This is a genomic window from Pseudomonas sp. ENNP23 (assembly GCF_001728945.1).
In the GTDB taxonomy this organism is placed as follows: Bacteria; Pseudomonadota; Gammaproteobacteria; order Pseudomonadales; family Pseudomonadaceae; genus Metapseudomonas; species Metapseudomonas otitidis.
Map to the genome: position 1 here is coordinate 67,551 of NZ_LYSP01000006.1, position 22,097 is coordinate 89,647.

The following is a 22,097-nucleotide window of genomic DNA, read 5'->3' on the forward strand; positions in this document are numbered from 1 at the left end:
CACATGCGACTTTTTCTTTGTCTGATCCTTGTACATCAGCGATCACTTTGCTTGAATACTCTCATCGCCTTATATAGGGAGACTTTCAATGTCATCCTCCGGATATCAAGTTGGCCTATCTGCTGGTTACGCGCACTCTCGTGCAACCCAAGCATCATACGAAGCTGCAATTAATGAATGGCGCTCGCATTCAGAGAATTTGAAACATCAAGTATGCGCGCTGAATGAACGCATCGAAATTATGCAGGGCCACTTTGAAGCGAATAACTATGTTTTGCTTCTGCTATTGGAAGAGTTGAGAAAGACTTCTCCTAACTCTCCGCTACTGGCAAAGGAAAATAGAGACTCGCTTCGCCAGAAGGCCTTTGATAGATATCTGGAGGATCGCGGATATGAGGGGGCAAGTTCACGCCCCCAGAGGTAATTAACCTCCTGGGGGCGGACCGCCCAGCAGTGTGCTGTTGTCTGGCATGCCTCGGCCAGGAGTCCCAGTAGTAGAGCTGTCTGGCCCTTTGCCGTGTTTCGCCCCACCACCCAGACCACCAGCGGCCCCGTGCTTGCTTTCCCTAACCCCGGCCACAAACACGTCCTGCCCACCATCACCGGTGCGCTCTGCATCCGCTATACCTCCGGTCGCGCCCTGACCGATCCAGCGCAGAATATTGTCCGGTACCCAGTGAATCAGACTGAAGACGATGTGCACGACCGTGGTCATGATCACAACGTAGATGGCCACGTAGGCGATGAAGCTCACCATGCCGGTCATGCTGTCCGCCTGGATCCCCGAGACGACAGACATGAAGGCCGCATTGATGTAGCCGACGATAGGCTGGGTGAGCAACATCCCACCAACTAGGCCGAATAGCATCAGGGCAGGCCGCATCACGAGCGAGAGGATCATCATGTAACCCTGGCCAGCACGTCCGACCGTGTCATCACCATCCGGGTGGATGTGCGCGACAGCGAACAGCGGAGCGGCAATAACAGACTCCAGCACCAGAACGAACCAGTTCACGATTGAGGTTGTCCAGGTGATAAAGGGGATCATGGGCACATAGGTGCTCAACGTCACGCCGAAAAAGAACAACAGCAGCACAAACGTCGTGACCAGGCTAGAGGCGAACTGAATCACGGCTCCTACGTCGAATACGCTTCCTACCGTGACCTTGGCCGCCAGCGAGTTTGCAGCCCCACTCACACCGGCCATCGAAGCGAGCATTACCTCACCGATTGTCACGATGACATCGCCGAAGCTCTTCATCTGGCTCATATGGTTGAGGTTGGAGCCGGCGATGCTCTGGGTCATCTGGTTGATAGCGCCCAAGAAGGGAGCGGACATCATCTTCTTGACGTACTCCCAGGCCCCTTCCCCGTCACGGGGCTCCCGCACGTTGGTCTCGGCGTAGTAGGTGTTCCGGACCGAGTCGACGCGGTGCTTGGCATACTCGTCGGCAGTGAGCATCGTATCGGCGTAGGTCTGGAGCGTCTCCTTGGTCTCTTTGTCGACGATGGCAATGGGATCGGCTGCCGGCAGACCGTTCAGCGTGGATTGCATCACGTCGTTCATTTTGACGATGTGGTTGTACCAGGTGCCGGCGAACAGCCAGCCGCCGTCCTTGGCGGCCTTGAGGAAGTCCGCTGCAGCGCGATCACTGGTTTGCATCACAGCGGTCTTGGCGGCGGCGCGAAGCGAGTTCTCATAGGTGTTCGCCGCGGCGTCTATCACGCCCGGGGCCGGTTTTTGCCCGGCGACGATCTGCTGTGCCGTCGGCCGGATATCCTGGATCATCTGCTGGATGGCTTTGGCGTGTGCCGCGAGAATCGGCTCTTTGATGACCTTGGTGTTGCTGTTGCCCTCCGAGGCCTCCCAGGATTGCTTCCAGGTGAGGGCGCCGCACACATCGGGGTTGATGTAGGAGTTGTCGCTGGCCTTCCACTTGTAGTCGGTGACGTTATAGCTCGCCTTGTTGTACTTCTGCACCATGTTGATGCCGCCGTAGACCGGTATGGCATCGGTGATGTCGACGTCGATCTCCCCGGTATTGACGACCTTGCGGGTGGATGCGACAGCCTGGATGCGAGTTGACCGGCCAGAGGCCTCGAACTGCTTGTTCATTGCTGCGGTGCAGACTTCGAATTTCAGGATGTTAGCCGCGAGCGGTCGGGAGTCAGGGATCAGCGGCCGCGACAGCATCCCGTCCTTGCCGATCTGGTCGACGGCTTGGCTCCAGATTGCATCCCCAACCCCGACGCCTTGAATCGCAAGCCATAGCACCATGATCTGGATAAGCGAATAGCCATGCCCAAGAGGTAGCAGCAAGGCGCCGCCTGCAGCGGTACGCAATGGAATCCAGATGTCGCTCATCTTCCGTCCGAGGACCTCGCCATCCTGAGCGGAATCGACGGTGCCTTTGATCGTGGTGTAGGCGATAAAGAGCATGCCCAAGAACATGACGGCACCACCGAACACGGACATCATGCTGCCCAGCACGTCCTCGGTCTCGCCGCCCTCTACGTTCCCGCCAGAGTGGATGGTCCCCACGATTGAGCCGAACACTTCTTCCAGAAAGTCGACCGACGTGTCACCTGGTGGCGGGGTGAATTGGCTCAGTCCGCCAGGGGAGTCAGCATGTGCTGTTCCCCCAAGAACCGCGGTCAGGAATAGGCAGAGCAGCAGTGATTTTCTCATCTGGCCGCTCTCCGCTGTGCTGGCGGTAGAACTAAGGGAGTGCAAAGAGCGTCATGCACATACAGCAGGGCATACGGGATACCGGCGAGCGCATAAAACTGACTCCCGCCGGACAAATACTGCTGCACGGCAAAAAGGGCCAGTACGGCAGTTGTGGGAAACACCCACCAGCCTGGCAATCCACCCCAAACACGATGTTGGCCTAGTGGAGCGCCCAAGTTAGTCAGTAGCAACAGCAGATAAAAGGCGCGATGCGTAAATCGCGTGAATGCAGGTGAACCTAGAATCGCATCGAAATTTACTGTTGGCATGCGAGTAGCCCCGCAATCTCTACAGTACGATAAAGCACTCTCCGACCAACTTTAACTCGGCACTCACAAATACCTTTAGCCAGTTCAGTTTTGCGCCATAGAAATGTGCTCAATCCTCTAGCAGTCATCCCCAATAGATCAGCAAGCTGGCTTTGCGAAACTAACGGGCCAAATCGATTCAAAAAGTCTTGTTCAAATTTTGCTTTGTGGCTCTGTTGAGTGATCGTAACCGCGTTCATTTTGAGCAACCTTTGTAATATCTCGACAGGTGCTCAAATGCTCTCGATAGCCAAGCAGTACGTCAACAAGCGCAAAATTAAGCGGCTTTTGCCCCACTCGGGGTCTCCCATGAGAAAAGACCTATTAAACCCCGAGGAAAATTTCGTCACACCGAAATCGCTCGGGGTTTAGCCCAATAAAACACATCACAAACCCCGAATAGAATTTATTTTTATCAACCTCACGGAATCAATAAAAAACTACAATACCCCATAAGCTTTCACCTTACGCCCCATAAACATTCACCTTACACCCCATAAGCATTCACCTTTTGCCCCATATCCTTTCACCATGGCTCCCCATAGACTTTCACCCTCCACCCCATAAGCTTTCACCTTTCGCCCCATATCTATTCACCTTAGCCCCAGAAACGTTCACCTTACGCCCCATAAACATTCACCATAACAACAAAAATACCTTAAATAACAATAACTTAAACATGGAAGACTCATCCCTTTGTTTGTATGTCTGCTCTTTTTTAAAAAAAGAAAAACAAACATACAGACAGACTGGACGGAAACAGGGAGGGAAAGTAGAGTAAGGAAGCGGTGCTGGTCAGGGCGGCAACCCCGACCAGCACCTACCACCCGAGACCGAAGGAGGGTCCCAAATGGCTAAGAAAACTATACCCGATATTGTATTGGACGATGTACTAGTAAGCGCCAACCCACGATTGGAGAGCCCTCGGGCTGAATCCGAACTCAAAGCCTTACGAAACCTTCTTGCCCCGGCTTGCGAAAAGGTTGTCGGGGCATATGCCGAAGTCGCCAACCATAAAAGTGCTGAGCGCGCCTTCAAACGCTTTTTGCAAAATATGATTTCAGCAACTTAGACGGCGATACTCTTGGCCTCATCTAACTATCGGCCAGATGGGGCCAGCCAACTCTATTCTTTACAGCGCCCACCAACTCAACAAATCGCGCAGAGCTGCATCACCTAATCTGGAGCGGCCCCACTCAGTCGCCGAACCGTAGCTCCCCTCCACACTCTTAGACGCCAGAATCCTAATGTCACTTGCCCCCACCACTGGCGAGCGCAGCAGCCCTGTAACAAGCAGAGCCTCGTCTAAACATGAAAAGATATCCTGGTACTGCACGCTGTTTATTTGAAATTTCACAGCACAGGCCCCCAACCACTCCTCTAGACCTATTAACTCCACCTCTGAATGCATCGTCTCCGGAAGAGGGCAGCGAAATCGTGGTGGCGGCTCTCGTCCGCTTATCGACACAAGTTGGACGACTTTGCTCGCCATTCTCGTCAACTCCAAATGAATGCCCCGCTAATTACGAGCGGTCTGACAATGATAGCGCCATTAACTCGCCTAAAATCGGCAGAAAGGGTAGCTTTAGATCGGATGGGTTTCATCCAAAGCCAGGATTCGGTTCAGTTCATAAGGAATAGCTTCAGCATGTCAGAGATAACGTCTCCAGCTGCCTGCGTACAAATCAACGCCAGCCATAAAAGGGACAATAGCGACTTCGAGATCATCTCCGTAACGGAGTCTCTGTCCCACAGTAAACGCGTGCATTTCCTTCTCGTTGAGACCCAAACGCGCGAGTACGTACAGCAAGTGGGAGACAAAACACATGTCGAGGCCAGCATAGATGTCAAGGCTACCTACCTATATGGGCATCCTTATGGCCACCGAGAAGGTATGGTGGTCAGCACCATGGGTGGAAACTTTAGGAGCTATAACAATAGCGTAAAGCTGACCAACGGAAGCGTAATGATTGAATCTGCCCTCCGTGGCCTGCACATAGGCACCTACCTATTTCATAAGATAACTAGCTGGGCAAAAAGCTTTGATCCGTCTGCTCGAATCGTCCCAATCATGGTAATCGCTGGAGATGCAGGGCCAGAAAATCGTGAGCGCCGTAACAAGCTCTACACCAATTCTGGAATCAGATTTATCTGGACCGATACACCTGGTGCAGGCGGCCGCTCCGCCCCCGATCTCACCGTGGCAGATCTCGCCCCCTACAGCCATTGGCCGAACATCGAGCCCTGCTATGGCTTTTCTGCACTTAGCCAGGCTTGGCGCGAACTAGACGTTATCCGGGAGAAAGCTTCCAGACTGAAGGCATCCAAAGCCTACTATCGCAAGCACTATAACAGCGTATCCAAGCGCCTATCTGCCATCACTACGATGCTGAACTGGCCACTCTGCATTGTGACATTCGTGTTTGGCCTGCTACTCGCCCGAGGGATCGGATGGTACCAAGGGTTTGGGTTCTGACACGCATCCGCTGCGGTCTGGCGCTAGGTGGCTGCGAGACGCACCAAGCCGGACCACAAGAAAGCTACCGCGACTCAAGAACGCTTTACACGAAACTTTTTGAGTGTAGAATCCCGCATAACGAAACCTAGTGAGCACTCCAAATGTCCCAACGTAGTAGCAAGGCTATTGCTGAATTCATCATGCGAAACGTTCCCCGCGATCTCATGCTGGGCGTTGAGGACGCGCTGAACACTGGAGCTATGCGGGGCTACGCATCTGCAAAGGGCATGAATAAGGGGCATGTGAAGAACGCAGTAGGTCAGATGCGTCATTTCCATATGAACGAAGCTTTCAATGATGCGCTCGTTGCTGGAAATGCCAATCCGACTCCGATCAGAGGCAATGGCCTTGTTGTAGGTCGCTCTGGCGTGATTGCCTTGAGCCGATTCAACATTTCTGCTGGAGTTTGGAACAACGCCCGCCGAAGCATCACACGTCGACACCTGGCTGAGGCCAACCGGGCAATTGAACAATTCATACAGCCAGCACTTTTTGATGCTCAGCCAGTCTCACAGGCGTCTCTGTTTTTCGTGGCTGCCTTCAGCGGATCGATGGAGATTCAGCCAGATACGCCACAGGTTATCTATGTTGCAGTACCGGACAAAGAGATGAAGTCCTGGATCTTCCAGGAACCCTTAGAGCGTTTCTGCTCTCGCTACTTCGAGATCGAAAATCCACTACAGCCAGATACGGCGAAACCGAAGCTCAAGCCTGGTGTGGCAGCAAAAAATCGGAAAGATCAGTCATGAGTCGGGGAGTTAATGGTTTCAACCCGGGCCGCCTGAGCCAAGCTCTCGCGGCCCGTCGTTTACCTCAAGTACAGCTTGCGGCAATGGTCGGCGTTTCGCCCGCAACCGTTAGCAAGTGGAGGTCGGGGCAACAGGCACCGGAGGCAGAGACGTTGGAACGGCTCGCATCCGTCATAAATGTTAGCCCGGAGTGGTTTACACGACCGTTGCCCACGAAGGTGTCTGTACCGCTTTTTCGTAGTAACGCATCTGCCCATGTGGCTGCACGCGATATGCTCGAAGCACGTCTTGAGTGGGCTCAAGATATTTCAATCGCGCTTGAAGAGTTTGTGGACTTCCCGGAAGTGAACCTGCCTATCCGGGAGTTCAAAGCACCAGAGCAAATCAGTGATGCTGACATCGAAGAGGCGGCCTGTGAGTGCCGAGATCTGTGGAACCTCGGCCGGCGGGCAATTCCAGATCTCGCCCTTGCAGTCGAAGGCGCAGGGGTCATTCTAATCCGCGAAGAAACAGGGATTGCACCTATTGAAGGCCTATCCGCGTGGAGTGCAGCGCTGCAGCGTCCTATGGTTCTGTTGTCCGCAGACAAGGCCAACGGCTTCCGCAGCCGATTCGATCTAGCGCACGAATTGGGACACCTCGTACTGCACAAGGGCATTGACCGCTCAACAGATCCAGTTCGATACAAGCAGATGGAGTCGCAGGCACATCGCTTTGCTGGAGCCTTTTTACTGCCTGCAGAAGCGTTTGCAGCAGAAGTGAAGACTCCAGTTACCTTGGACAGTTTGCTCCTGCTGAAGCAGCGCTGGGGTGTCTCTGTAGCCGCGATCATTATGCGACTGGAGGCATTGGGGATCATTGACCAGGAGGCAAAGACACTGCTCTTCAAACGGCGCTCTGCCCGTTGGGGAGTCAAATCCGAACCGGGTGATGATGCACGAGCCCCCGAACAACCTCGTCTGCTGAAAAGGACAATCGAACTGTTAGCGTCCTCGGGCGTTATGCCGGTGGAGTCAGTACCAAACCACATAGGGCTGGCGGCAACTGATATCGAGCGGCTTACAGGTTTGCCTGATGGCTATCTGAGTCAGAGAGCATCTGTCGTAAACCTATCCAGACTCAAAGCAGGACTCGCCCGTAAGGCACCTGCCAACGCTACTGCTGACGGGGCTAGCATCATCCCGTTCAATCGCCGCTGAAAGATGAGTCATCCAGTACCTGCTGCTCCAAGGACATACACTCCCTAAGAGGTGGTGTCTGGAGGTACACTACCGGTACAGTACGGATTTTTCCGACTGTGACGCATCGAGACCTAATGCGTTGATTTTATAGTGATTTACTGTAATGTACCGTGACTCAATGGAGCCTTACTGGTACCTGGTGAAATGGCGACACCGGCGAATTGAAAATCCCCGTGTCGGCGGTTCGATTCCGTCCCTGGGCACCACCATTCAGTTCCAGGTGGTGCCAGGCATCATCAGGAACACACAGAAAACCGGCCCTAGCGCCGGTTTTTTGTTGCCTGCGTTTTGGCCGGGCAACCCGCTCCCCGCCCTCGAAAAACTTCTTCCAGCCTTAAGCCACCTTAAGACTGCCTTCAGAATCCCTCCCGATACTGCGCACCATCCAACGAACCGATGGGTGCGCCACATGACTGAGCTGGAATGGAATGCCCTGTTCCCCCTTCACTTCGGGCTGGGCGAGCGCCGCTACAGCCTGACCCTGCACCAAGCCGACGACCCGGCCCGTGCCGAACTGGAAGCCTTCGTCCACGACCGTTTCGAGCAGGCCCACGATGCCGACGTGCAGCACTTCCTGCCCGAGCTGCTGGCCCTGCGTGACGCCACCGGCCAACTGACCGCCGTGGCCGGCATGCGCGTCGCCGCCAGCGGGCCGCTGTTTCTCGAGCGCTACCTGGATGCGTCCCTGGAGCAATCCGTGGCCCAGGCCGTCGGCCGCCCGATCGACCGCGTCGAACTGGTTGAGGTGGGCAACCTCAGCTCGCTCAACGCCGGCAACGCTCGCCTGATCATCATCGCCGTCACCTGGTTGCTGGCCGCACGCGACCTGCGCTGGGTCTCCTTCACCGGGGCCGCCGGGCTGATCAACAGCTTCCGCCGCCTCGGCCTGGAGCCGGTGCAACTGGCCGAAGCCGACCCGGAGCGCCTGGGTGGCGAAGGTGCCAGCTGGGGCAGCTACTACGCCCTGCAGCCCCGCGTCTATGCCGGCGACATCCGCTACGGCCACGACGAACTGGAGCGCCAGGGGGTGTTCCAGCGCCTGGGGTTTCCCCTGCTCCTCGCGGAGGCCGGCCATGCAGCCTGAAGTCCGACAGTTCCACGACCTCCTGAGCCAGCACGCTCGCGAGCGGGCGCACCAGGTGGCGGTCCGCGGCACCGAGCGCAGCTACAGCTACGCCCAGCTGCTGGACGAAGTGGACAGCCGCGTCGCCCTGCTGCGCGAGCAGCCCGCTGGCGTCTTCGCCTTCGCCCTGGATAACGGCCCCGAAGCGCTGTTCTGGGACCTGGCGGCGCTGTTCGCCGAGCGGCCCTGCGTGATCCTGCCGCCCTTCTTCAGCGCCGCCCAGCGTGCCCACTGCCTCGCCCAGAGCCAGGCCAGCCTGGTGCTGGCCGGTGACGCACTGAGCGACGAGCTGCGCAGCGCCGGCTTCACCTGGGGCCAGCCGTTCTGGCACCGCCCGGTTGCGGGCGCCAGCCAGTTGCCAGCCGGTACCGCGAAGATCACCTACACCTCCGGCAGCACCGGCTCGCCCAAGGGCGTGTGCCTCTCGGCCGAAGCCATGCTGCGGGTGGCCCATCAGCTGGAGCAGGCCAGCCGCTCCACCGAGCCGGGCAAGTACCTGGCGGTGCTGCCCCTGGCGGTGCTGCTGGAAAACCTCGGGCTCTACGCAGCGTTGATCGCCGGGGCCAGCCTCACCGTGCTGCCGCAGCCGCAGGTGGGCATCAACGGCGCCAGCGGCGTCGACTGGACGCGCCTGCTGGGCTGCATCGCCCTCAGCGGTGCGGAAAGCATGATCCTGGTGCCGCAACTGCTGCTGGGCCTGGTCACTGCCGTCGAGCGCGGCCTGATGAAGGTCGGCCCGCTGCGCTTCGTCGCCGTCGGCGGTGCCCGGGTCGCCCCGAGCCTGCTGGAGCGTGCCGAGGCCGTGGGGCTGCCGGTGTTCGAGGGCTACGGCCTCTCCGAATGCGCCTCGGTGGTGTGCCTGAACCACCCCGAAGCCCACCGTGCCGGCAGCGTCGGCCGCCCGCTGCCCCATGTGCAGGTGATGCTGGCCGAGGACGGCGAAGTGCTGGTCAGCGGCAGCACCCTGCTCGGCTACCTGGGCGAGCCGCCGTTCCAGGGCCAGTGGTGGCCCACCGGTGACCTCGGCCGCTTCGACGAAGACGGCTACCTGTACCTGGCCGGGCGCAAGAAGAACCAATTCATCACCAGCTTCGGCCGCAACGTGAACCCCGAGTGGATCGAGGCCGAGCTGACCCAGGGCGGCGTGATCCTCCAGGCGTTCGTCTACGGCGAGGGCCTGGACCACAACCTGGCGCTGCTCTGGCCGCTGGACCCGAAGGCCAGCGACGACGCCCTGGAGCAGGCCGTGCAGCGCAGCAACGCCGCCCTCCCCGACTACGCCCGGATCCACAGCTGGCAGCGCCTGCCGGAACCTTTCAGCACCGCCAACGGGATGCTCACCGCCAACGGCCGCCCACGCCGCGCCGAGATCCTCGCCCACTACCGCGATTCCCTTTTTGAACTCGTCAACGAATGAGGTTCGACACCATGTCTTTCTTCGACACCCTGCAAGACGCCACCGCCCAGGAACGCCAGGCCCTGTTCAATGCCCCGGTCATCCGTGACGCCCTCTCCGGCGTCGTCAGCCTGGAGGGCTACGTCGCCTTCCTCACCCAGGCCTACCACCACGTGCGCCACACCGTACCGCTGATGATGGCCTGCGGCGCCAAGCTGCCGGGCCGCCTGGAATGGCTGCGCGGTGCCGTGTGCGAATACATCGAGGAGGAGTACGGCCACGAGCAGTGGATCCTCAACGACATCGCCGCCTGCGGGGGCGACGCCGAGCAGGTGCGCAACAGCCGCCCGGCCCTGTCCATCGAGCTGATGGTGGCCTTCCTCTATGACCTGATCGCCCGTGACAACCCGGTGGGGCTGTTCGGCATGGTCAACGTCCTCGAAGGCACCAGCATCGCCCTGGCCACCCAGGCAGCCGGCACCATCCGCGAGAGCCTGGGCCTGCCGCCCACCGCCTTCAGCTACCTGAGCTCCCACGGCGCCCTGGACATCGACCACATGGCCACCTACCGCAGCCTGATGAACCGCCTGGACCGCGCGGAAGACCAGGACGCCGTGATCCACGCCGCCAAGGTGGTCTACCGCCTCTACACCGACATGTTCCTCGGCCTGCCGCGCGCCCAGGTGAGCCCGAACGAGGTGCGACATGCGCTTGCCTGAGTGCCGCGTGGTGCTGACCGGTGCCAGCGGTGGCATCGGTCTGCAACTGGCCGAGCAGCTGTGCGCCGCCGGTGCCCTGGTGATCGCGGTCAGTCGTCAGAGCGACGCGCTGGCCGACCTGCTCAAGCGCTACCCCAACAAGCTGCGCTGGCTGGGCGCCGACCTGCGTGAGCCCGAGGCCCGCCAGCGGATCGTCGAGAGGGCGCGCGCCATGGGCGGCGCCAACCTGCTGATCAACGCCGCCGGGATCAACCGCTTCGCCCTGCTCGACCAGCTCGACGAAGCCGCCCTGGACGACCTGATCGACCTCAACCTCAAGGCCACCCTGCACCTCACCCGGCAGATGCTGCCGCTGCTGCGCGAGCAGAGCCAGGCGCTGGTGGTGAACGTCGGCTCCACCTACGGCTCCATCGGCTACCCCGGCTACGCCACCTACTGCGCCACCAAGTTCGCCCTGCGCGGCTTCTCCGAAGCGCTGCGCCGGGAACTGGCGGACACCCCGGTGGACGTGCTCTACGTCGCCCCCCGCGCCACCCGCACCAGCATGAACAGCGATGCCGCCGTGGCCCTCAACGATGCCCTGAAGGTGGGCATGGACGACCCGCGCGACGTCGCCTCGGCGGTGCTGCAGGCCATCCAGAACAACCGCAGCGAGCTCTACCTGGGCTGGCCGGAGAAGCTCTTCGTGCGCCTCAACGGCATGCTGCCCGGCCTGGTCGACCGCGCCCTGCGCAAGCAGCTTCCCCTGATCCGCCGCTACAGCGACGCCAACCACAAGGAGCACGCGAAATGAAACGCCTGATGCTGATCGGCCTGCTGCTGGCCACCCGGCTGGCCTGGGCCCTCGACCCCGCCAGCACCCAGCGCCTGGCCACCATCCAGCAGCGCTGGGCGGAGATCCAGTACAACCTGCCCGAGAAAGAGCGCGCCAACGCCTTCGAGAAGCTGGCGGTGGAGACCCAGGCCTTCACCCGCGAGCAGCCCAAGGCCGCCGAAGCGTGGATCTGGAACGGCATCGTCACCAGCAGCTGGGCCGGCGCCCAGGGCGGGCTCGGCGCCCTCGGCAAGGTGAAGGACGCCCGCGCCAGCCTGGAACAGGCCCTGGCCGTGGACCCCAATGCCCTGCAGGGCTCGGCCTACACCAGCCTCGCCGCCCTGTATGACCGCGTGCCCGGCTGGCCCATCGGCTTCGGCGATGCCGACAAGGCCGAGGCGCTGCTCAACAAGGCCTTGCACATCAACCCCGAGGGCATCGACAGTCTCTACTTCTGGGGCGACCACCTGGCCCGCCAGGGCCGCTACAGCGAGGCCCGCGCAGCCCTGCAGAAAGCCCTGCAGGCCGCGCCGCGCCCCGGCCGCGAGCTGGCCGACAAGGGCCGCCGCGCCGAGATCGATGCTTTACTCAAGGACATCAAGGACAAACAGGACTGAGCATGCGTCTGCTGCTGGTAGAGGATGACCCCGCCCTCGGCGAAGGGGTGCGCACCGGATTGCGCCAGGAGGGCTACACCATCGATTGGCTGCAGGACGGCGCCAGCGCGCTGCACGCCCTGCAGACCGAGGAATTCGACCTGGTGGTGCTCGACCTCGGCCTGCCGCGCCTGGATGGCATCGAGCTGCTCAGGCGCCTGCGCGGCGGCGGCGCTACCCTGCCGGTGCTCATCCTCACCGCCCGCGACGCCACCGAGGACCGCATCGCCGGCCTCGACGCGGGCGCCGACGACTACCTGGTCAAGCCCTTCGACCTCAACGAACTGAAGGCCCGGCTGCGCGCCCTGCTGCGCCGCAGCACGGGCCGCGCCACGGTGCTGATCGAGCACGCCGGGATCACCCTCGACCCCTCCAGCCAGCAGGTCACCTACAACGGCCAGACCGTGGTGCTGACGCCCAAGGAATACCTGCTGCTGCACGAACTGCTGGCCCAGCCGGGCAAGGTCTTCACCCGCGAGCGCCTGACCCAGCTGCTCTATGGCTGGGAGGAAGAGGCCGAGAGCAACACCCTGGAAGTGCACATCTACCACCTGCGCAAGAAGCTCTTCAGCGAGCTGATCCGCACCGTGCGTGGCATCGGCTACCTGGTGGAAGGCCAGGCATGAGTTCACTGCGCCAGCGCACGCTGTGGCGGGTCATGGCGCTGCTGCTGCTCGGCACCGGCCTGCTCGCCCTGTACAACCACCACGACAGCAGCCACGAGATCGCCGAGATCTACGACGCCCACCTGGCGCAGAACGCCCGCCTGCTCCAGGGGGTGATGAGCATGCCGCTGGCCGACCCCGAGCGGCAGGCCCTCTACGCCGCCTACAACGACGCCCTGGCCAAGGCCGGCAAGCACCGTGTCGGCCACCCCTACGAGAGCAAGCTGGCCTTCCTGGTGTGGCGGGAGAACGGCGACGTGCTGGTGCGCACCCCCAGCGCCCCGCAGTTCGACCAGCCGCTACGCGAGCCGGGCTTCAGCAACCTGACCCTGGACGGCCGCCAGTGGCGCGGCTTCCTCCTGCCGGTGCCGGAGCAGCACGTGCTGATCTGGGTGGGCGAGCGCAACGACGTGCGCGGCGACCTGGTCTCGCGCATCGTGCGCCACACCCTGGCGCCCTTCCTGGTGGGCAGCCTGGCCCTGGCGCTGCTGGTCTGGCTGGCCATCGGCTGGGGCCTGAAGCCGCTGCAGAACATGGCGCGGGTGATCCGCGCGCGGCATGCCGAATCCCTCGAACCGCTGCAACTGGTGCCGCTGCCCCGGGAGCTGGAACCCATGCAGGCGGCCCTGAACCGCCTGCTCGGGCAGATCGACGCGCTGCTGCGCCGCGAGCACCGCTTCATCGCCGACGCCGCCCACGAAATGCGCACGCCGCTGGCCATCCTCCGGCTGCACGCGCAGAACGCCCTGCAGGCGGAGAACGAACAGGACCGGCGCAAGGCACTGGACTTCCTCATCGGCGGGGTGGACCGGCTCAGCCGGGTGGTCAACCAGTTGCTCACCATGGCCCGGGTCGAGCCGCTGCTGGCCCAGCGCCCCTGCACCCCCATCGACCTGGCCAAGGTGGTCACCGACACCCTGGCCGAACTCACCCCCTGGATCATCGGCAAGGGCATGGAACCGGCCATGGAGATCGAGCCCGGCGAATACCACCTGGACAGCGATGCCGGGGTGATCGGCATCGCCGTGCAGAACCTGGTGGCCAACGCGGTCAACCACTCGCCCCCCGGCGGGCTGATCCGGGTGTCGCTGCGGCGGGAAGGGGATGAACTGCTGCTGGCCGTGGACGACCAGGGCCCGGGCATCGAGCCGGACAAGCTGGAGCGGGTGTTCCAGCGCTTCTACAGCGAGGGCAACAGCCACGGCGCCGGCCTCGGCCTGTCCATCGTGGCGATGATCATGGAGCGCCTGGGCGGCAGTGCCAGCCTGCACAACAAGCCGGAAGGCGGCCTGGTAGCGACCCTGCACCTGCCCCTGGCGCGGCCGCTGGCGGCCTGAGCCGCCTCAGGCAGTCGGCAGCAGCAGGCTGAAGGTGGAGCCCACCCCCGGCGTGCTGCACAGCTCGATGCGGCCGCCGTGGGCGAGCATGATCTGCTCGGAAATGAACAACCCCAGCCCCAGCCCCGCCACCTTGTCGGCGCCGCCGGCCCGTTCGAACTGCTGGAAGATGCGCTTCTGGTCCTCGGCGCAGATGCCGATGCCCTGGTCGCGCACCGTCACCCGCGCCCATTCGCCATCACGCCGCACCACCACCTGCACCGGGTTGCCGGTGCCGTAGCGCAGGGCGTTGCTGAACAGGTTGCTGACCACCTGTTCGATGCGGAAGGCATCCCACACGCCGGTGACGCCGTCCTCCACCTGCAGGTCCAGCGCGCAGTCGGCGGCCTCCATCTGCGCGGCGAAGTTCTCCGCCACATGGCGCACCAGTTGCCCCAGCTCGCAGGGCTCGGGGCGGATGGAGAGTTTGCCGGTGCGGATGCGGGAGACGTCGAGCATGTCCTCGATCAGCCGGACCAGGCTGCGGATCTGCCGTTCGTCCCGGTCGAACAGGGTGCGCAGGCGGGCCTCGGTGAACACCGCGACGTTGCCCTTGGCCAGGTGGTTCTGGCGCAGCTGGGTGTCGAGCATCAGGCCGTTGAGCGGGGTGCGCAGCTCGTGGGAGACGATGGACATGAAGTCGTCGCGCATCTGCACCGCGCGCTGCAGCTCGGCCTGGGTGGCGCGCAGCTCGGCCAGCAGGGTGTCCTGCTCGCGGCGCGCCGCCTCCAGGGCGTCCAGTTGCTGGGCCATCAGCTTGCGCTGGCGGTTCAGTTCGACGAACACCGCCACCTTGCTGCGCACGGCGTGGGCGTCCAGCGGCTTGTAGAGGAAGTCCACCGCGCCGCTCTCGTAGCCCTTGAAGGCGTAGTTCAGCTCGCGGCCGGCGGCGCTGACGAAGACGATGGGGATGTGCTTGGTCTTCTCCGTGCCGCGCATCAGCTCGGCCAGCTCGAAGCCGTTCATGCCCGGCATCTGCACGTCGAGGATGGCCAGGGCGAACTCGTGCTCCAGCAGCAGGGCCAGGGCCTCATCGGCGGAGGCGGCCTGGTGCACCTCGCGGCCGTCCTCCTTGATCAGGGCTTCCAGGGCCAGCAGGTTCTCCGGCAGGTCGTCGACGATCAGCAGCTTGCTTGGTGGATTACTCGGCATGGGATGGGTCCAGTCGTGCCAGGAGGTCGCGGATGCCCCGCAACGGGAGGATGTGGTCGGGATGGTGGGTGGCCAGCGCGGCCTCGGGCATGGTCGGCACCTGGGCGTCGTGCGGGTCCTGCACGACGCTGAGGCCGCCCTGTTGCTGGATGTAGGCCAGCCCGCGGGCACCGTCTTCGTTGGCGCCGGTCAGCAGCACCCCCACCAGGCGCTCGCCGTAGCAGTCGGCGGCGGACTCGAAGAGGATGTCGATGGAAGGCCGGGAGAAGTGCAGCGGCTCCTCGCGGCTGAGGGAGAAGCTGGCGTCACGCTCGATGGAGAGGTGGTAGCCCGGCGGGGCGACGTAGAGGGTGCCGGGGGCCAGGCTCTCCTTGTCCCGGGCCTCGCGCACGCGCACCGCCAGGCGCCGGGCGAACAGGTCGGCCAGCAGGCTCTCGCGCCCTTCGGGCAGGTGCAGCACGCAGGCCAGGGTGAGCGGGTAGCCCGCCGGCAGCCCGGCGAACACCTGCAGCAGGGCCTCCACCCCTCCGGCGGAGGCGCCCACCACCACGGCCGTGCGCTGGGGCCCGTTCATAGCTTGCGGAACACCCGCTCCGAGCGGTTGAGGGCCTCGAAGTGGCCGGCGTAGGCGGAGAAGTCGAGGCTCTCCTTGCTGCCCAGGCCGAGGAAGCCGCGGTGGCAGAGCGATTCGTGGAACAGGCCGAGGGCGCGGTCCTGCAGCTGCTTGTTGAAGTAGATGAGCACGTTACGGCAGGAGATCAGCTGGGTCTCGGAGAACACGCTGTCGGTGGCCAGGCTGTGGTCGGCGAAGGTCACGTTCTCGCGCAGCAGCTTGTCGAACAGGGCGCCGTCGTAGGCGGCGGTGTAGTAGTCCGACAGCGAGCCCTGGCCGCCGGCCAGGCGGTAGTTCTCGCTGTACTTGCGCATGTCGTCGAGGGCGTAGATGCCGCGCCGGGCCTTCTCCAGGGAGCGCGGGTTGATGTCGGTGGCGTAGATCAGGGTGCGCTCCAGCAGCCCTTCCTCGTGCAGCAGGATGGCCATGGAGTGCACCTCCTCGCCGGTGCTGCAGCCGGCGATCCACACCTTGAGTGAGGGGTAGGTGCGCAGGATGGGCACCACTTCCTGGCGCAGGGCGAGGTAGTAGGAGGGGTCGCGGAACATCTCGCTGACCGGGATCGTCAGGTACTGCAGCAGCTCGTGGAAGGCCTGCGGGTCGTGGATGATGCGCTCCTGCAGGGCCGAGATGGTGGCGCAGTCGAACTGCCGCAGGGCGTAGAGCACCCGACGCTTGAGGGAAGCGCCCGAGTAGTCGCGGAAGTCGTAGCTGTACTTGAGGTAGATCGCCTCGATGAGCAGGCGCAGCTCGATTTCCTGGGTGCGGTCGGCCATCTAGATGCGCTCCAGACGCGGTAGCCAGACACGGATCAGCGAGAACAGGCGATCCAGGTCGATGGGTTTGGCCAGGTAGTCGTTGGCGCCGGCGCGGATGCACAGGTCCTGGTCGTCCTTCATCGCCTTGGCGGTGACGGCGATGATCGGCAGCTTGGCCCAGCGCGGCTGCTGGCGGATGCGCCGGGTGGCTTCGTAGCCATCCATCTCCGGCATCATCACGTCCATCAGCACCAGATCGATATCCTCCACGGCTTCGAGCTTGTCCAGCGCCTCACGTCCGTTGCGAGCGATTTCCACCCGCGCGCCCTTCTGTTCCAGGGCGCTGGTGAGGGCGAAGATGTTGCGCACGTCGTCGTCCACCAGCAGGACGCGCCGCTCTTCGAACACACGGTCGCGGCTGCGGGCGGTCTTGAGCATCTTCTGCCGTTCGCTGGAGAGTTCCGACTCGACCTTGTGCAGGAACAGGGTGACCTCGTCCAGCAGGCGCTCCGGCGAGCGCGCGCCCTTGATGATGATGGAGCGGGAGTACTTGAGCAGCTCGGCCTCTTCGTCCCGGGAGAGGTTGCGCCCGGTGTAGACGATCACCGGCGGGAAGGAGCAGATGTCCTCGCTGCCCATGCGCCGCAGCAGCTCGTTGCCCTGCATGTCGGGCAGCTTGAGGTCGATGATCATGCAGTCGAACAGGGTGCTGCGCAGCAGCTCCAGGGCCTGTTCGCCGAACTCCACGGCGGTGATCTGGATGTCGTCGTCGCCGATCAGCCGGGCGATGCTGTCGCGCTGCAGGGCGTCGTCCTCCACCAGCAGCACGCGCTTGACCTTCTGGGTGAGCTTGGCTTCGAGGCGGGCGAACACCGCCTTGAGCTGCTCGCGGGTGGTGGGCTTGACCGCGTAGCCCACCGCGCCCAGGTGCAGCGCGGCCTCGCTGAGGTCCTCCACCGAGATGACGTGCACGGGGATGTGGCGGGTGCGGGGCGTGTCCTTGAGGCGCTGCAGCACCGAGAGGCCCGGCTCGTCGGGCAGGCGCATGTCCAGCAGGATGGCGTCCGGTGCATGGCGCTCGGCGAGGTGGAAGCCTTCATCGGCGCCATGGGCCACCAGGCAGCGATAGCCCAGTTCGTGGGCGAGGTCGTAGAGAATCCGGGCGAACTTGGGCTCGTCCTCGATCACCAGTACGCAGCGCTCATCCGACGGAGCCTGGTCACGGTCGTCCGCGAAGGTGGGGATCGGCGCGTGGGTAGCCGGGGCCAGGGGGGCAGCCAAGGCCGGGCGGGCTGCCGGCGGCGGCGGCGCACTGGGCTTGGGCTTCGGCGCTGGCGGCGCGTCGGCCGGCGTCCAGTGTTCCGGCAGCACCAGGGTGAACAGGCTGCCCCGGCCCGGCTCGCTGCTGGCCTGGATGCTGCCGCCAAGCAGTTGCGCCAGGTCACGGGAGATGGACAGGCCCAGGCCGGTGCCGCCATAGCGGCGGTTGGTGGTGCCGTCGGCCTGGCGGAAGGCCTCGAAGATCAGGTCCAGCTGGTCGGCGCGGATGCCGATGCCGCTGTCGCGCACGGCGAAGGCGATGCCCTCCGGAACCCGCTCGACCCGCAGGGACACGGCGCCCTGGTCGGTGAACTTGATGGCGTTGGACAGCAGGTTCTTGATGATCTGCTCCACCCGTTGCCGGTCGGTGCAGATCCGCTCGGGCACGTCGTCGGCCACCTCGACGCTGAAGGCCAGGGCCTTCTGCTCGGCCAGCGGGGTGAAGAGCTCACGCAGGCCCTCCACCAGGCGCCGCACCGGGGCGTTTTCGGCGCGCAGGTCGAGCTTGCCGGCCTCGACCTTGGAGATGTCGAGGATGTCGTTGATCAGGTTGAGCAGGTCGTTGCCGGCGGAATAGATGGACTCGGCGAACTTGACCTGCTCGTCGTTGAGGTTGCCCTCGGGGTTGTCCGCCAGCAGGCGGGCAAGGATCAGCGAGCTGTTCAGCGGGGTGCGCAGCTCATGGGACATGTTGGCGAGGAATTCGGACTTGTAGCGGCTGGCGCGCTGCAGCTCTTCTGCACGGGTCTCCAGCTCCAGGCGGGCCCGCTGCAGGGCGGAGTTCTTGTCGTCCAGGTCATCACGCTGGGCGGCCATTTCCTGGGCTTGCTCGGCCAGGCGCTCGTTGGTCTGTTCCAGTTCGGCCTGCTGGGTCTCCAGATGGGCCTGGGACTCGCGCAGCACGCGGGACTGTTCTTCCAGCTCCTCGTTGGCGGTCTTCAGCTCTTCCTGCTGCACCTGCAGCTCCTCGTTGAGCTGCTGGGTCTCGCTCAGCACTTCCTGCAGGCGCTGGCGGTAGCGGGATGCGTCCATGGCGGTGCCGAGGTTGCCGGCGATCAGTGGCATCAGCGCCTGGTCACGGGGGGACAGGCGCCGAAGAAAGCCCAGTTCCAGCACGCCGTTGACCACCCCGTCGCTGTGGGTGGGCACCAGCAGCACGCCTTCGGCGTCGGTCTGGCCGAGGCTGGTGGCGACCCTGAGGTAGCCGGCGGGCAGCTCGTCGAGGGCCATCACGCGGTTCTCCAGGGCCGCCTGCCCCACCAGGCTTTCACCGGGCATGAGCCGGTCGGGCGCCTGGTCGTCACGCTCCAGGCCGTAGCTGGCGACGCGCCGCAGGGTGCCACCCTCTTCCCGCAGGTACAGGGCACCCACGGCCATGCCCAGGTAGGCAGCGAGGAACTCCAGGGCGTTGCGTCCGATCACCGGCAGCGACTGCTGGCCGAGCAGGCGCTCGGACAGGGCTGCCTGGCCATCCCCCAGCCAGCGCTGCTGGGTGAGGTGCTCGCTGTGGGCACGCTGCCGGGCCAAGGACTCGCCGTAGGTGGCGGACAGGGTCACCAGCTCGCGACGACCGAAGTAGGCCAGGGCACCGGCAAAGGCGAGGCTGAACAGCAGGTAGAGGCTGATGGTGAGGATGGCGGTGGAGTTGGCCTTTTCATTGCGTTCGTGGCGCAGCTGCCGCTCCATGTTGATGAAGGTGCGGTACTGCTCGCGGATGGCGTCCACCAGTTGCTTGCCGCGGCCTTCGCTGACGGTGTCGGTGACGTTCTCGCCGCTCTGCTTGCGGCCGATCATCTCGGTGGCGAAGCGGTCCCATTCACCCTGCAGGGCTTCGATGGAGCGCACCCGCTGGACCTGTGCGGGGTTGTCCGCCACCAGCTCGCGTAACCCCTCCATGGCGGCCTCGATATGCGGTCGGGATTGCTCATAAGGCTGCAGGAAGGCCGCATTGCCACTGATCAGGTAGCCGCGCATGCCGGACTCCTGGTCGACCGACAGGCGCAGGCCGTCGTTGGCGTTGCTGATCACACGGTCGGTGTGCTCGACCCAACTGAGGACGTAGAGCAGGTAGGAGATGAGGACCACGAACAGGGCGGCCCCGGCGACACCCACCCCCAGCGGCAACGCAACGTTGCGCGCGAGGATGCGGCGGAAACGCGTCTCGTCTGTCAGATCATTGGTCATCTGGCTTCCCTGGCTTAGTGCCGAAAATCACCGATATGAAGGGGAAAACTGCGGGACCGGCATGGTAATGCGAGTGTTTGCATTAACCAATCGAATCCTGGGCCGCCAATGGCTGGCGCATTATCGCTTCGCTTGGAACACTTTTAGCGTGGGAAAGGTTCACATAAATTGTGGGAATTTTTTCTTCCAGTGTTCTTCTAAACTGCGGTACCTCATCGCGCACTGTCCGGGTGCCCTGCGCACCGATGCGGCGCGAACCCTGGAGGTGGAGCGGCACACGCCGCGCACCGTCACCCAGCACGGCGCCGGCAAGCGCCCGTCATGACCCCCTCGGAGGTTTCCTTGCCCACAGAAGAACGACACGCCGATGCCCTCGGGCAGCACACCCGGCCCCAGGCACGCGTGCTGGTGGTGGAGGACGCCGAGGTGGTGCGCATGCTCACCGTGGAAGTCCTGGAGGAGCTGGGCTTCGAGGCACTGGAAGCCGGCGACGCGGCCCAGGCCCTGGCTCTGCTGGAGCACCAGCCGGTGGACCTGCTACTCACCGACGTGGGCCTGCCCGGCATGAACGGCCAGGAGCTGGCAGAGCGGGCCTGCACCCTGCACCCGGCATTGCGCGTGCTGTTTGCCACCGGCTACGCCGAGTCGATCCGCCCGGACCCTACCCGCGCCGACCGCCAGGGCGTGATCGCCAAGCCCTTCGGCCTCGAGGAGCTACGCGAAAAGGTCAGCGCCCTGCTCGCCCGCTGACCGCGAGGGCCCGGCACTGGAATTGCCAGGCGTTTGCGCGTAGGGTGCGCCGCACCCGCTTTCCGGGCCCTGTCTTGCGTTCGCGCGACAAACGCCTGCAACGATGCGACAAGCCGGTGAAACCGTCCGGTCACGCCCCGGAAGCGCCCTTGGCGCCCCCTGGGGCCTATGCTAGGTTGCCCCCTCGCCAGGAAGGCCGATCGCAGCCGGAGCGCATCCGAACAATAAGAGGAACCCCCATGGCCGAGGCCACGCCCGCGCTAGAAATCCGCGACCTGCATAAACGCTACGGCGAGCTGGAGGTGCTGAAGGGCATTTCCCTGACCGCCCGCGACGGTGACGTCATTTCCATCCTCGGTTCCTCCGGGTCCGGCAAGTCCACCTTCCTGCGCTGCATCAACCTGCTGGAGAACCCGCACAAGGGCCAGATCATCGTGGCCGGCGAGGAACTCAAGCTGAAGGCCGCCCGCTCCGGCGAACTGGTGGCCGCCGACAACCGCCAGATCAATCGCCTGCGCAGCGAGATCGGCTTCGTCTTCCAGAACTTCAACCTCTGGCCGCACATGACGGTCCTCGACAACATCATCGAGGCGCCGCGCCGCGTGCTCGGCCAGAGCAAGGCCGAAGCCACCGAGGTGGCCGAGGCACTGCTGGCCAAGGTCGGCATTGCCGACAAGCGCCACGCCTACCCCGCCCAGCTCTCCGGCGGCCAGCAGCAACGCGCGGCCATCGCGCGGACGCTGGCAATGCAGCCTAAAGTGATCCTGTTCGACGAGCCCACCTCGGCCCTGGACCCCGAGATGGTACAAGAAGTGCTTAACGTGATCCGCGCACTCGCCGAAGAGGGCCGGACCATGCTGCTGGTGACCCACGAGATGAACTTCGCCCGCCAGGTGTCCACCGAGGTGGTCTTCCTCCACCAGGGCCTGGTGGAAGAACAGGGCCCGCCGCAGCAGGTGTTCGAAAACCCGACCTCGGCGCGTTGCAAACAATTCATGTCCAGCAATCGCTAAAACACGGAGCA

The 22,097-nt window shown here is 63.2% G+C and carries 19 protein-coding genes, 1 tRNA gene and 1 pseudogene; 16 read left to right on the top strand and 5 right to left on the bottom strand.

Features of this window, described 5'->3' with window-relative positions:
* The first annotated feature begins 88 nt into the window (after nucleotides 1-88).
* Entirely contained in the window at nucleotides 89-424 is a 336-nt protein-coding gene (locus A9G05_RS27055) for a hypothetical protein (RefSeq protein WP_124075227.1), read from the top strand.
* Here A9G05_RS27055 and A9G05_RS05300 read toward each other — a convergent pair whose 3' ends face one another.
* The gene (locus A9G05_RS05300; protein ID WP_069559970.1) at nucleotides 425-2,689 is read right to left on the bottom strand and encodes a DotA/TraY family protein; all 2,265 of its coding nucleotides are present in this window, start codon (nucleotides 2,687-2,689) and stop codon (nucleotides 425-427) included.
* 1,200 nt (nucleotides 2,690-3,889) lie between these two features.
* Between A9G05_RS05300 and A9G05_RS27060 the strand changes: the two genes are divergently transcribed.
* The 13 genes and pseudogenes from A9G05_RS27060 (at nucleotide 3,890) to A9G05_RS05345 (ending at nucleotide 14,257) form a co-directional block, all read left to right on the top strand.
* Complete coding sequence (locus tag A9G05_RS27060; protein WP_139131081.1) at nucleotides 3,890-4,111, top strand: hypothetical protein; 222 nt, start codon at nucleotides 3,890-3,892, stop codon at nucleotides 4,109-4,111.
* 576 nt (nucleotides 4,112-4,687) lie between these two features.
* Nucleotides 4,688-5,515: a hypothetical protein gene (locus A9G05_RS05305; protein ID WP_041108901.1), complete on the top strand. Its 828-nt coding sequence runs from the start codon at nucleotides 4,688-4,690 to the stop codon at nucleotides 5,513-5,515.
* Nucleotides 5,516-5,658: 143 nt separating this feature from the next.
* Nucleotides 5,659-6,306 carry a hypothetical protein gene (locus A9G05_RS26415; RefSeq protein ID WP_041108783.1) on the top strand — a complete coding sequence of 216 codons (648 nt, stop codon included), beginning with the start codon at nucleotides 5,659-5,661 and terminating at the stop codon, nucleotides 6,304-6,306.
* A gap of 83 nt (nucleotides 6,307-6,389) precedes the next feature.
* A pseudogene (locus A9G05_RS28355) lies at nucleotides 6,390-6,443 on the top strand (hypothetical protein); the annotation flags it as partial.
* A 135-nt stretch (nucleotides 6,444-6,578) separates the two neighbouring features.
* Nucleotides 6,579-7,505 carry an ImmA/IrrE family metallo-endopeptidase gene (locus A9G05_RS26420; protein WP_234458586.1) on the top strand — a complete coding sequence of 309 codons (927 nt, stop codon included), beginning with the start codon at nucleotides 6,579-6,581 and terminating at the stop codon, nucleotides 7,503-7,505.
* Between the two features lie 180 nt (nucleotides 7,506-7,685).
* Nucleotides 7,686-7,753: transfer RNA gene (locus tag A9G05_RS05310), tRNA-Phe, on the top strand.
* Between the two features lie 203 nt (nucleotides 7,754-7,956).
* Complete coding sequence (locus A9G05_RS05315; RefSeq protein WP_069559971.1) at nucleotides 7,957-8,631, top strand: thermostable hemolysin; 675 nt, start codon at nucleotides 7,957-7,959, stop codon at nucleotides 8,629-8,631.
* Nucleotides 8,621-10,087: an AMP-binding protein gene (locus tag A9G05_RS05320; protein ID WP_069559972.1), complete on the top strand. Its 1,467-nt coding sequence runs from the start codon at nucleotides 8,621-8,623 to the stop codon at nucleotides 10,085-10,087. Before A9G05_RS05315 ends, A9G05_RS05320 begins: the two co-directional genes overlap by 11 nt.
* Before the next feature lie 11 nt (nucleotides 10,088-10,098).
* Nucleotides 10,099-10,785 carry a TenA family transcriptional regulator gene (locus A9G05_RS05325; protein WP_069559973.1) on the top strand — a complete coding sequence of 229 codons (687 nt, stop codon included), beginning with the start codon at nucleotides 10,099-10,101 and terminating at the stop codon, nucleotides 10,783-10,785.
* A complete protein-coding gene (locus A9G05_RS05330; RefSeq protein ID WP_069559974.1) occupies nucleotides 10,772-11,578 on the top strand; it encodes an SDR family oxidoreductase in 807 nt (268 codons plus the stop codon). Before A9G05_RS05325 ends, A9G05_RS05330 begins: the two co-directional genes overlap by 14 nt.
* A complete protein-coding gene (locus A9G05_RS05335; protein ID WP_069559975.1) occupies nucleotides 11,575-12,216 on the top strand; it encodes a tetratricopeptide repeat protein in 642 nt (213 codons plus the stop codon). The genes A9G05_RS05330 and A9G05_RS05335 overlap by 4 nt, the downstream gene beginning before the upstream one ends.
* 2 nt (nucleotides 12,217-12,218) lie before the next feature.
* A complete protein-coding gene (locus A9G05_RS05340) occupies nucleotides 12,219-12,881 on the top strand; it encodes a response regulator (RefSeq protein WP_069559976.1) in 663 nt (220 codons plus the stop codon).
* Nucleotides 12,878-14,257: an ATP-binding protein gene (locus A9G05_RS05345; RefSeq protein ID WP_069559977.1), complete on the top strand. Its 1,380-nt coding sequence runs from the start codon at nucleotides 12,878-12,880 to the stop codon at nucleotides 14,255-14,257. The genes A9G05_RS05340 and A9G05_RS05345 overlap by 4 nt, the downstream gene beginning before the upstream one ends.
* 6 nt (nucleotides 14,258-14,263) lie before the next feature.
* Here A9G05_RS05345 and A9G05_RS05350 read toward each other — a convergent pair whose 3' ends face one another.
* From A9G05_RS05350 to A9G05_RS05365, 4 genes are read right to left on the bottom strand one after another with little or no spacing between them, the layout of a single operon-like run.
* A complete protein-coding gene (locus A9G05_RS05350) occupies nucleotides 14,264-15,448 on the bottom strand; it encodes a hybrid sensor histidine kinase/response regulator (protein WP_069559978.1) in 1,185 nt (394 codons plus the stop codon).
* Nucleotides 15,438-16,022 (bottom strand): chemotaxis protein CheB, encoded by a 585-nt coding sequence (locus tag A9G05_RS05355; RefSeq protein ID WP_069559979.1) that lies wholly within the window; start codon nucleotides 16,020-16,022, stop codon nucleotides 15,438-15,440. The genes A9G05_RS05350 and A9G05_RS05355 overlap by 11 nt, the downstream gene beginning before the upstream one ends.
* On the bottom strand, nucleotides 16,019-16,837 hold the full coding sequence (locus tag A9G05_RS05360; RefSeq protein WP_069559980.1) for a protein-glutamate O-methyltransferase CheR: 819 nt from the start codon (nucleotides 16,835-16,837) through the stop codon (nucleotides 16,019-16,021). Before A9G05_RS05360 ends, A9G05_RS05355 begins: the two co-directional genes overlap by 4 nt.
* Nucleotides 16,838-20,323 (bottom strand): response regulator, encoded by a 3,486-nt coding sequence (locus A9G05_RS05365; RefSeq protein WP_069559981.1) that lies wholly within the window; start codon nucleotides 20,321-20,323, stop codon nucleotides 16,838-16,840.
* A 342-nt stretch (nucleotides 20,324-20,665) separates the two neighbouring features.
* Between A9G05_RS05365 and A9G05_RS05370 the strand changes: the two genes are divergently transcribed.
* Nucleotides 20,666-21,073, top strand: coding sequence for a response regulator (locus A9G05_RS05370; protein ID WP_256548276.1), 408 nt, complete (start codon nucleotides 20,666-20,668; stop codon nucleotides 21,071-21,073).
* Nucleotides 21,074-21,312: 239 nt separating this feature from the next.
* Nucleotides 21,313-22,086 (top strand): ABC transporter ATP-binding protein, encoded by a 774-nt coding sequence (locus A9G05_RS05375; protein ID WP_044405371.1) that lies wholly within the window; start codon nucleotides 21,313-21,315, stop codon nucleotides 22,084-22,086.
* The last annotated feature ends 11 nt before the right edge of the window (nucleotides 22,087-22,097 follow it).

Excerpts from the sequence above, each read along its gene's own strand:
- A9G05_RS27055 (WP_124075227.1), top strand. The coding sequence starts at position 89 with ATGTCATCCTCCGGATATCAAGTTGGCCTATCTGCTGGTTACGCGCAC.
- A9G05_RS05300 (WP_069559970.1), bottom strand. The coding sequence starts at position 2,689 with ATGAGAAAATCACTGCTGCTCTGCCTATTCCTGACCGCGGTTCTTGGG.
- A9G05_RS27060 (WP_139131081.1), top strand. The coding sequence starts at position 3,890 with ATGGCTAAGAAAACTATACCCGATATTGTATTGGACGATGTACTAGTA.
- A9G05_RS05305 (WP_041108901.1), top strand. The coding sequence starts at position 4,688 with ATGTCAGAGATAACGTCTCCAGCTGCCTGCGTACAAATCAACGCCAGC.
- A9G05_RS26415 (WP_041108783.1), top strand. The coding sequence starts at position 5,659 with ATGTCCCAACGTAGTAGCAAGGCTATTGCTGAATTCATCATGCGAAAC.
- A9G05_RS26420 (WP_234458586.1), top strand. The coding sequence starts at position 6,579 with ATGCTCGAAGCACGTCTTGAGTGGGCTCAAGATATTTCAATCGCGCTT.
- A9G05_RS05315 (WP_069559971.1), top strand. The coding sequence starts at position 7,957 with ATGACTGAGCTGGAATGGAATGCCCTGTTCCCCCTTCACTTCGGGCTG.
- A9G05_RS05320 (WP_069559972.1), top strand. The coding sequence starts at position 8,621 with ATGCAGCCTGAAGTCCGACAGTTCCACGACCTCCTGAGCCAGCACGCT.
- A9G05_RS05325 (WP_069559973.1), top strand. The coding sequence starts at position 10,099 with ATGTCTTTCTTCGACACCCTGCAAGACGCCACCGCCCAGGAACGCCAG.
- A9G05_RS05330 (WP_069559974.1), top strand. The coding sequence starts at position 10,772 with ATGCGCTTGCCTGAGTGCCGCGTGGTGCTGACCGGTGCCAGCGGTGGC.
- A9G05_RS05335 (WP_069559975.1), top strand. The coding sequence starts at position 11,575 with ATGAAACGCCTGATGCTGATCGGCCTGCTGCTGGCCACCCGGCTGGCC.
- A9G05_RS05340 (WP_069559976.1), top strand. The coding sequence starts at position 12,219 with ATGCGTCTGCTGCTGGTAGAGGATGACCCCGCCCTCGGCGAAGGGGTG.
- A9G05_RS05345 (WP_069559977.1), top strand. The coding sequence starts at position 12,878 with ATGAGTTCACTGCGCCAGCGCACGCTGTGGCGGGTCATGGCGCTGCTG.
- A9G05_RS05350 (WP_069559978.1), bottom strand. The coding sequence starts at position 15,448 with ATGCCGAGTAATCCACCAAGCAAGCTGCTGATCGTCGACGACCTGCCG.
- A9G05_RS05355 (WP_069559979.1), bottom strand. The coding sequence starts at position 16,022 with ATGAACGGGCCCCAGCGCACGGCCGTGGTGGTGGGCGCCTCCGCCGGA.
- A9G05_RS05360 (WP_069559980.1), bottom strand. The coding sequence starts at position 16,837 with ATGGCCGACCGCACCCAGGAAATCGAGCTGCGCCTGCTCATCGAGGCG.
- A9G05_RS05365 (WP_069559981.1), bottom strand. The coding sequence starts at position 20,323 with ATGACCAATGATCTGACAGACGAGACGCGTTTCCGCCGCATCCTCGCG.
- A9G05_RS05375 (WP_044405371.1), top strand. The coding sequence starts at position 21,313 with ATGGCCGAGGCCACGCCCGCGCTAGAAATCCGCGACCTGCATAAACGC.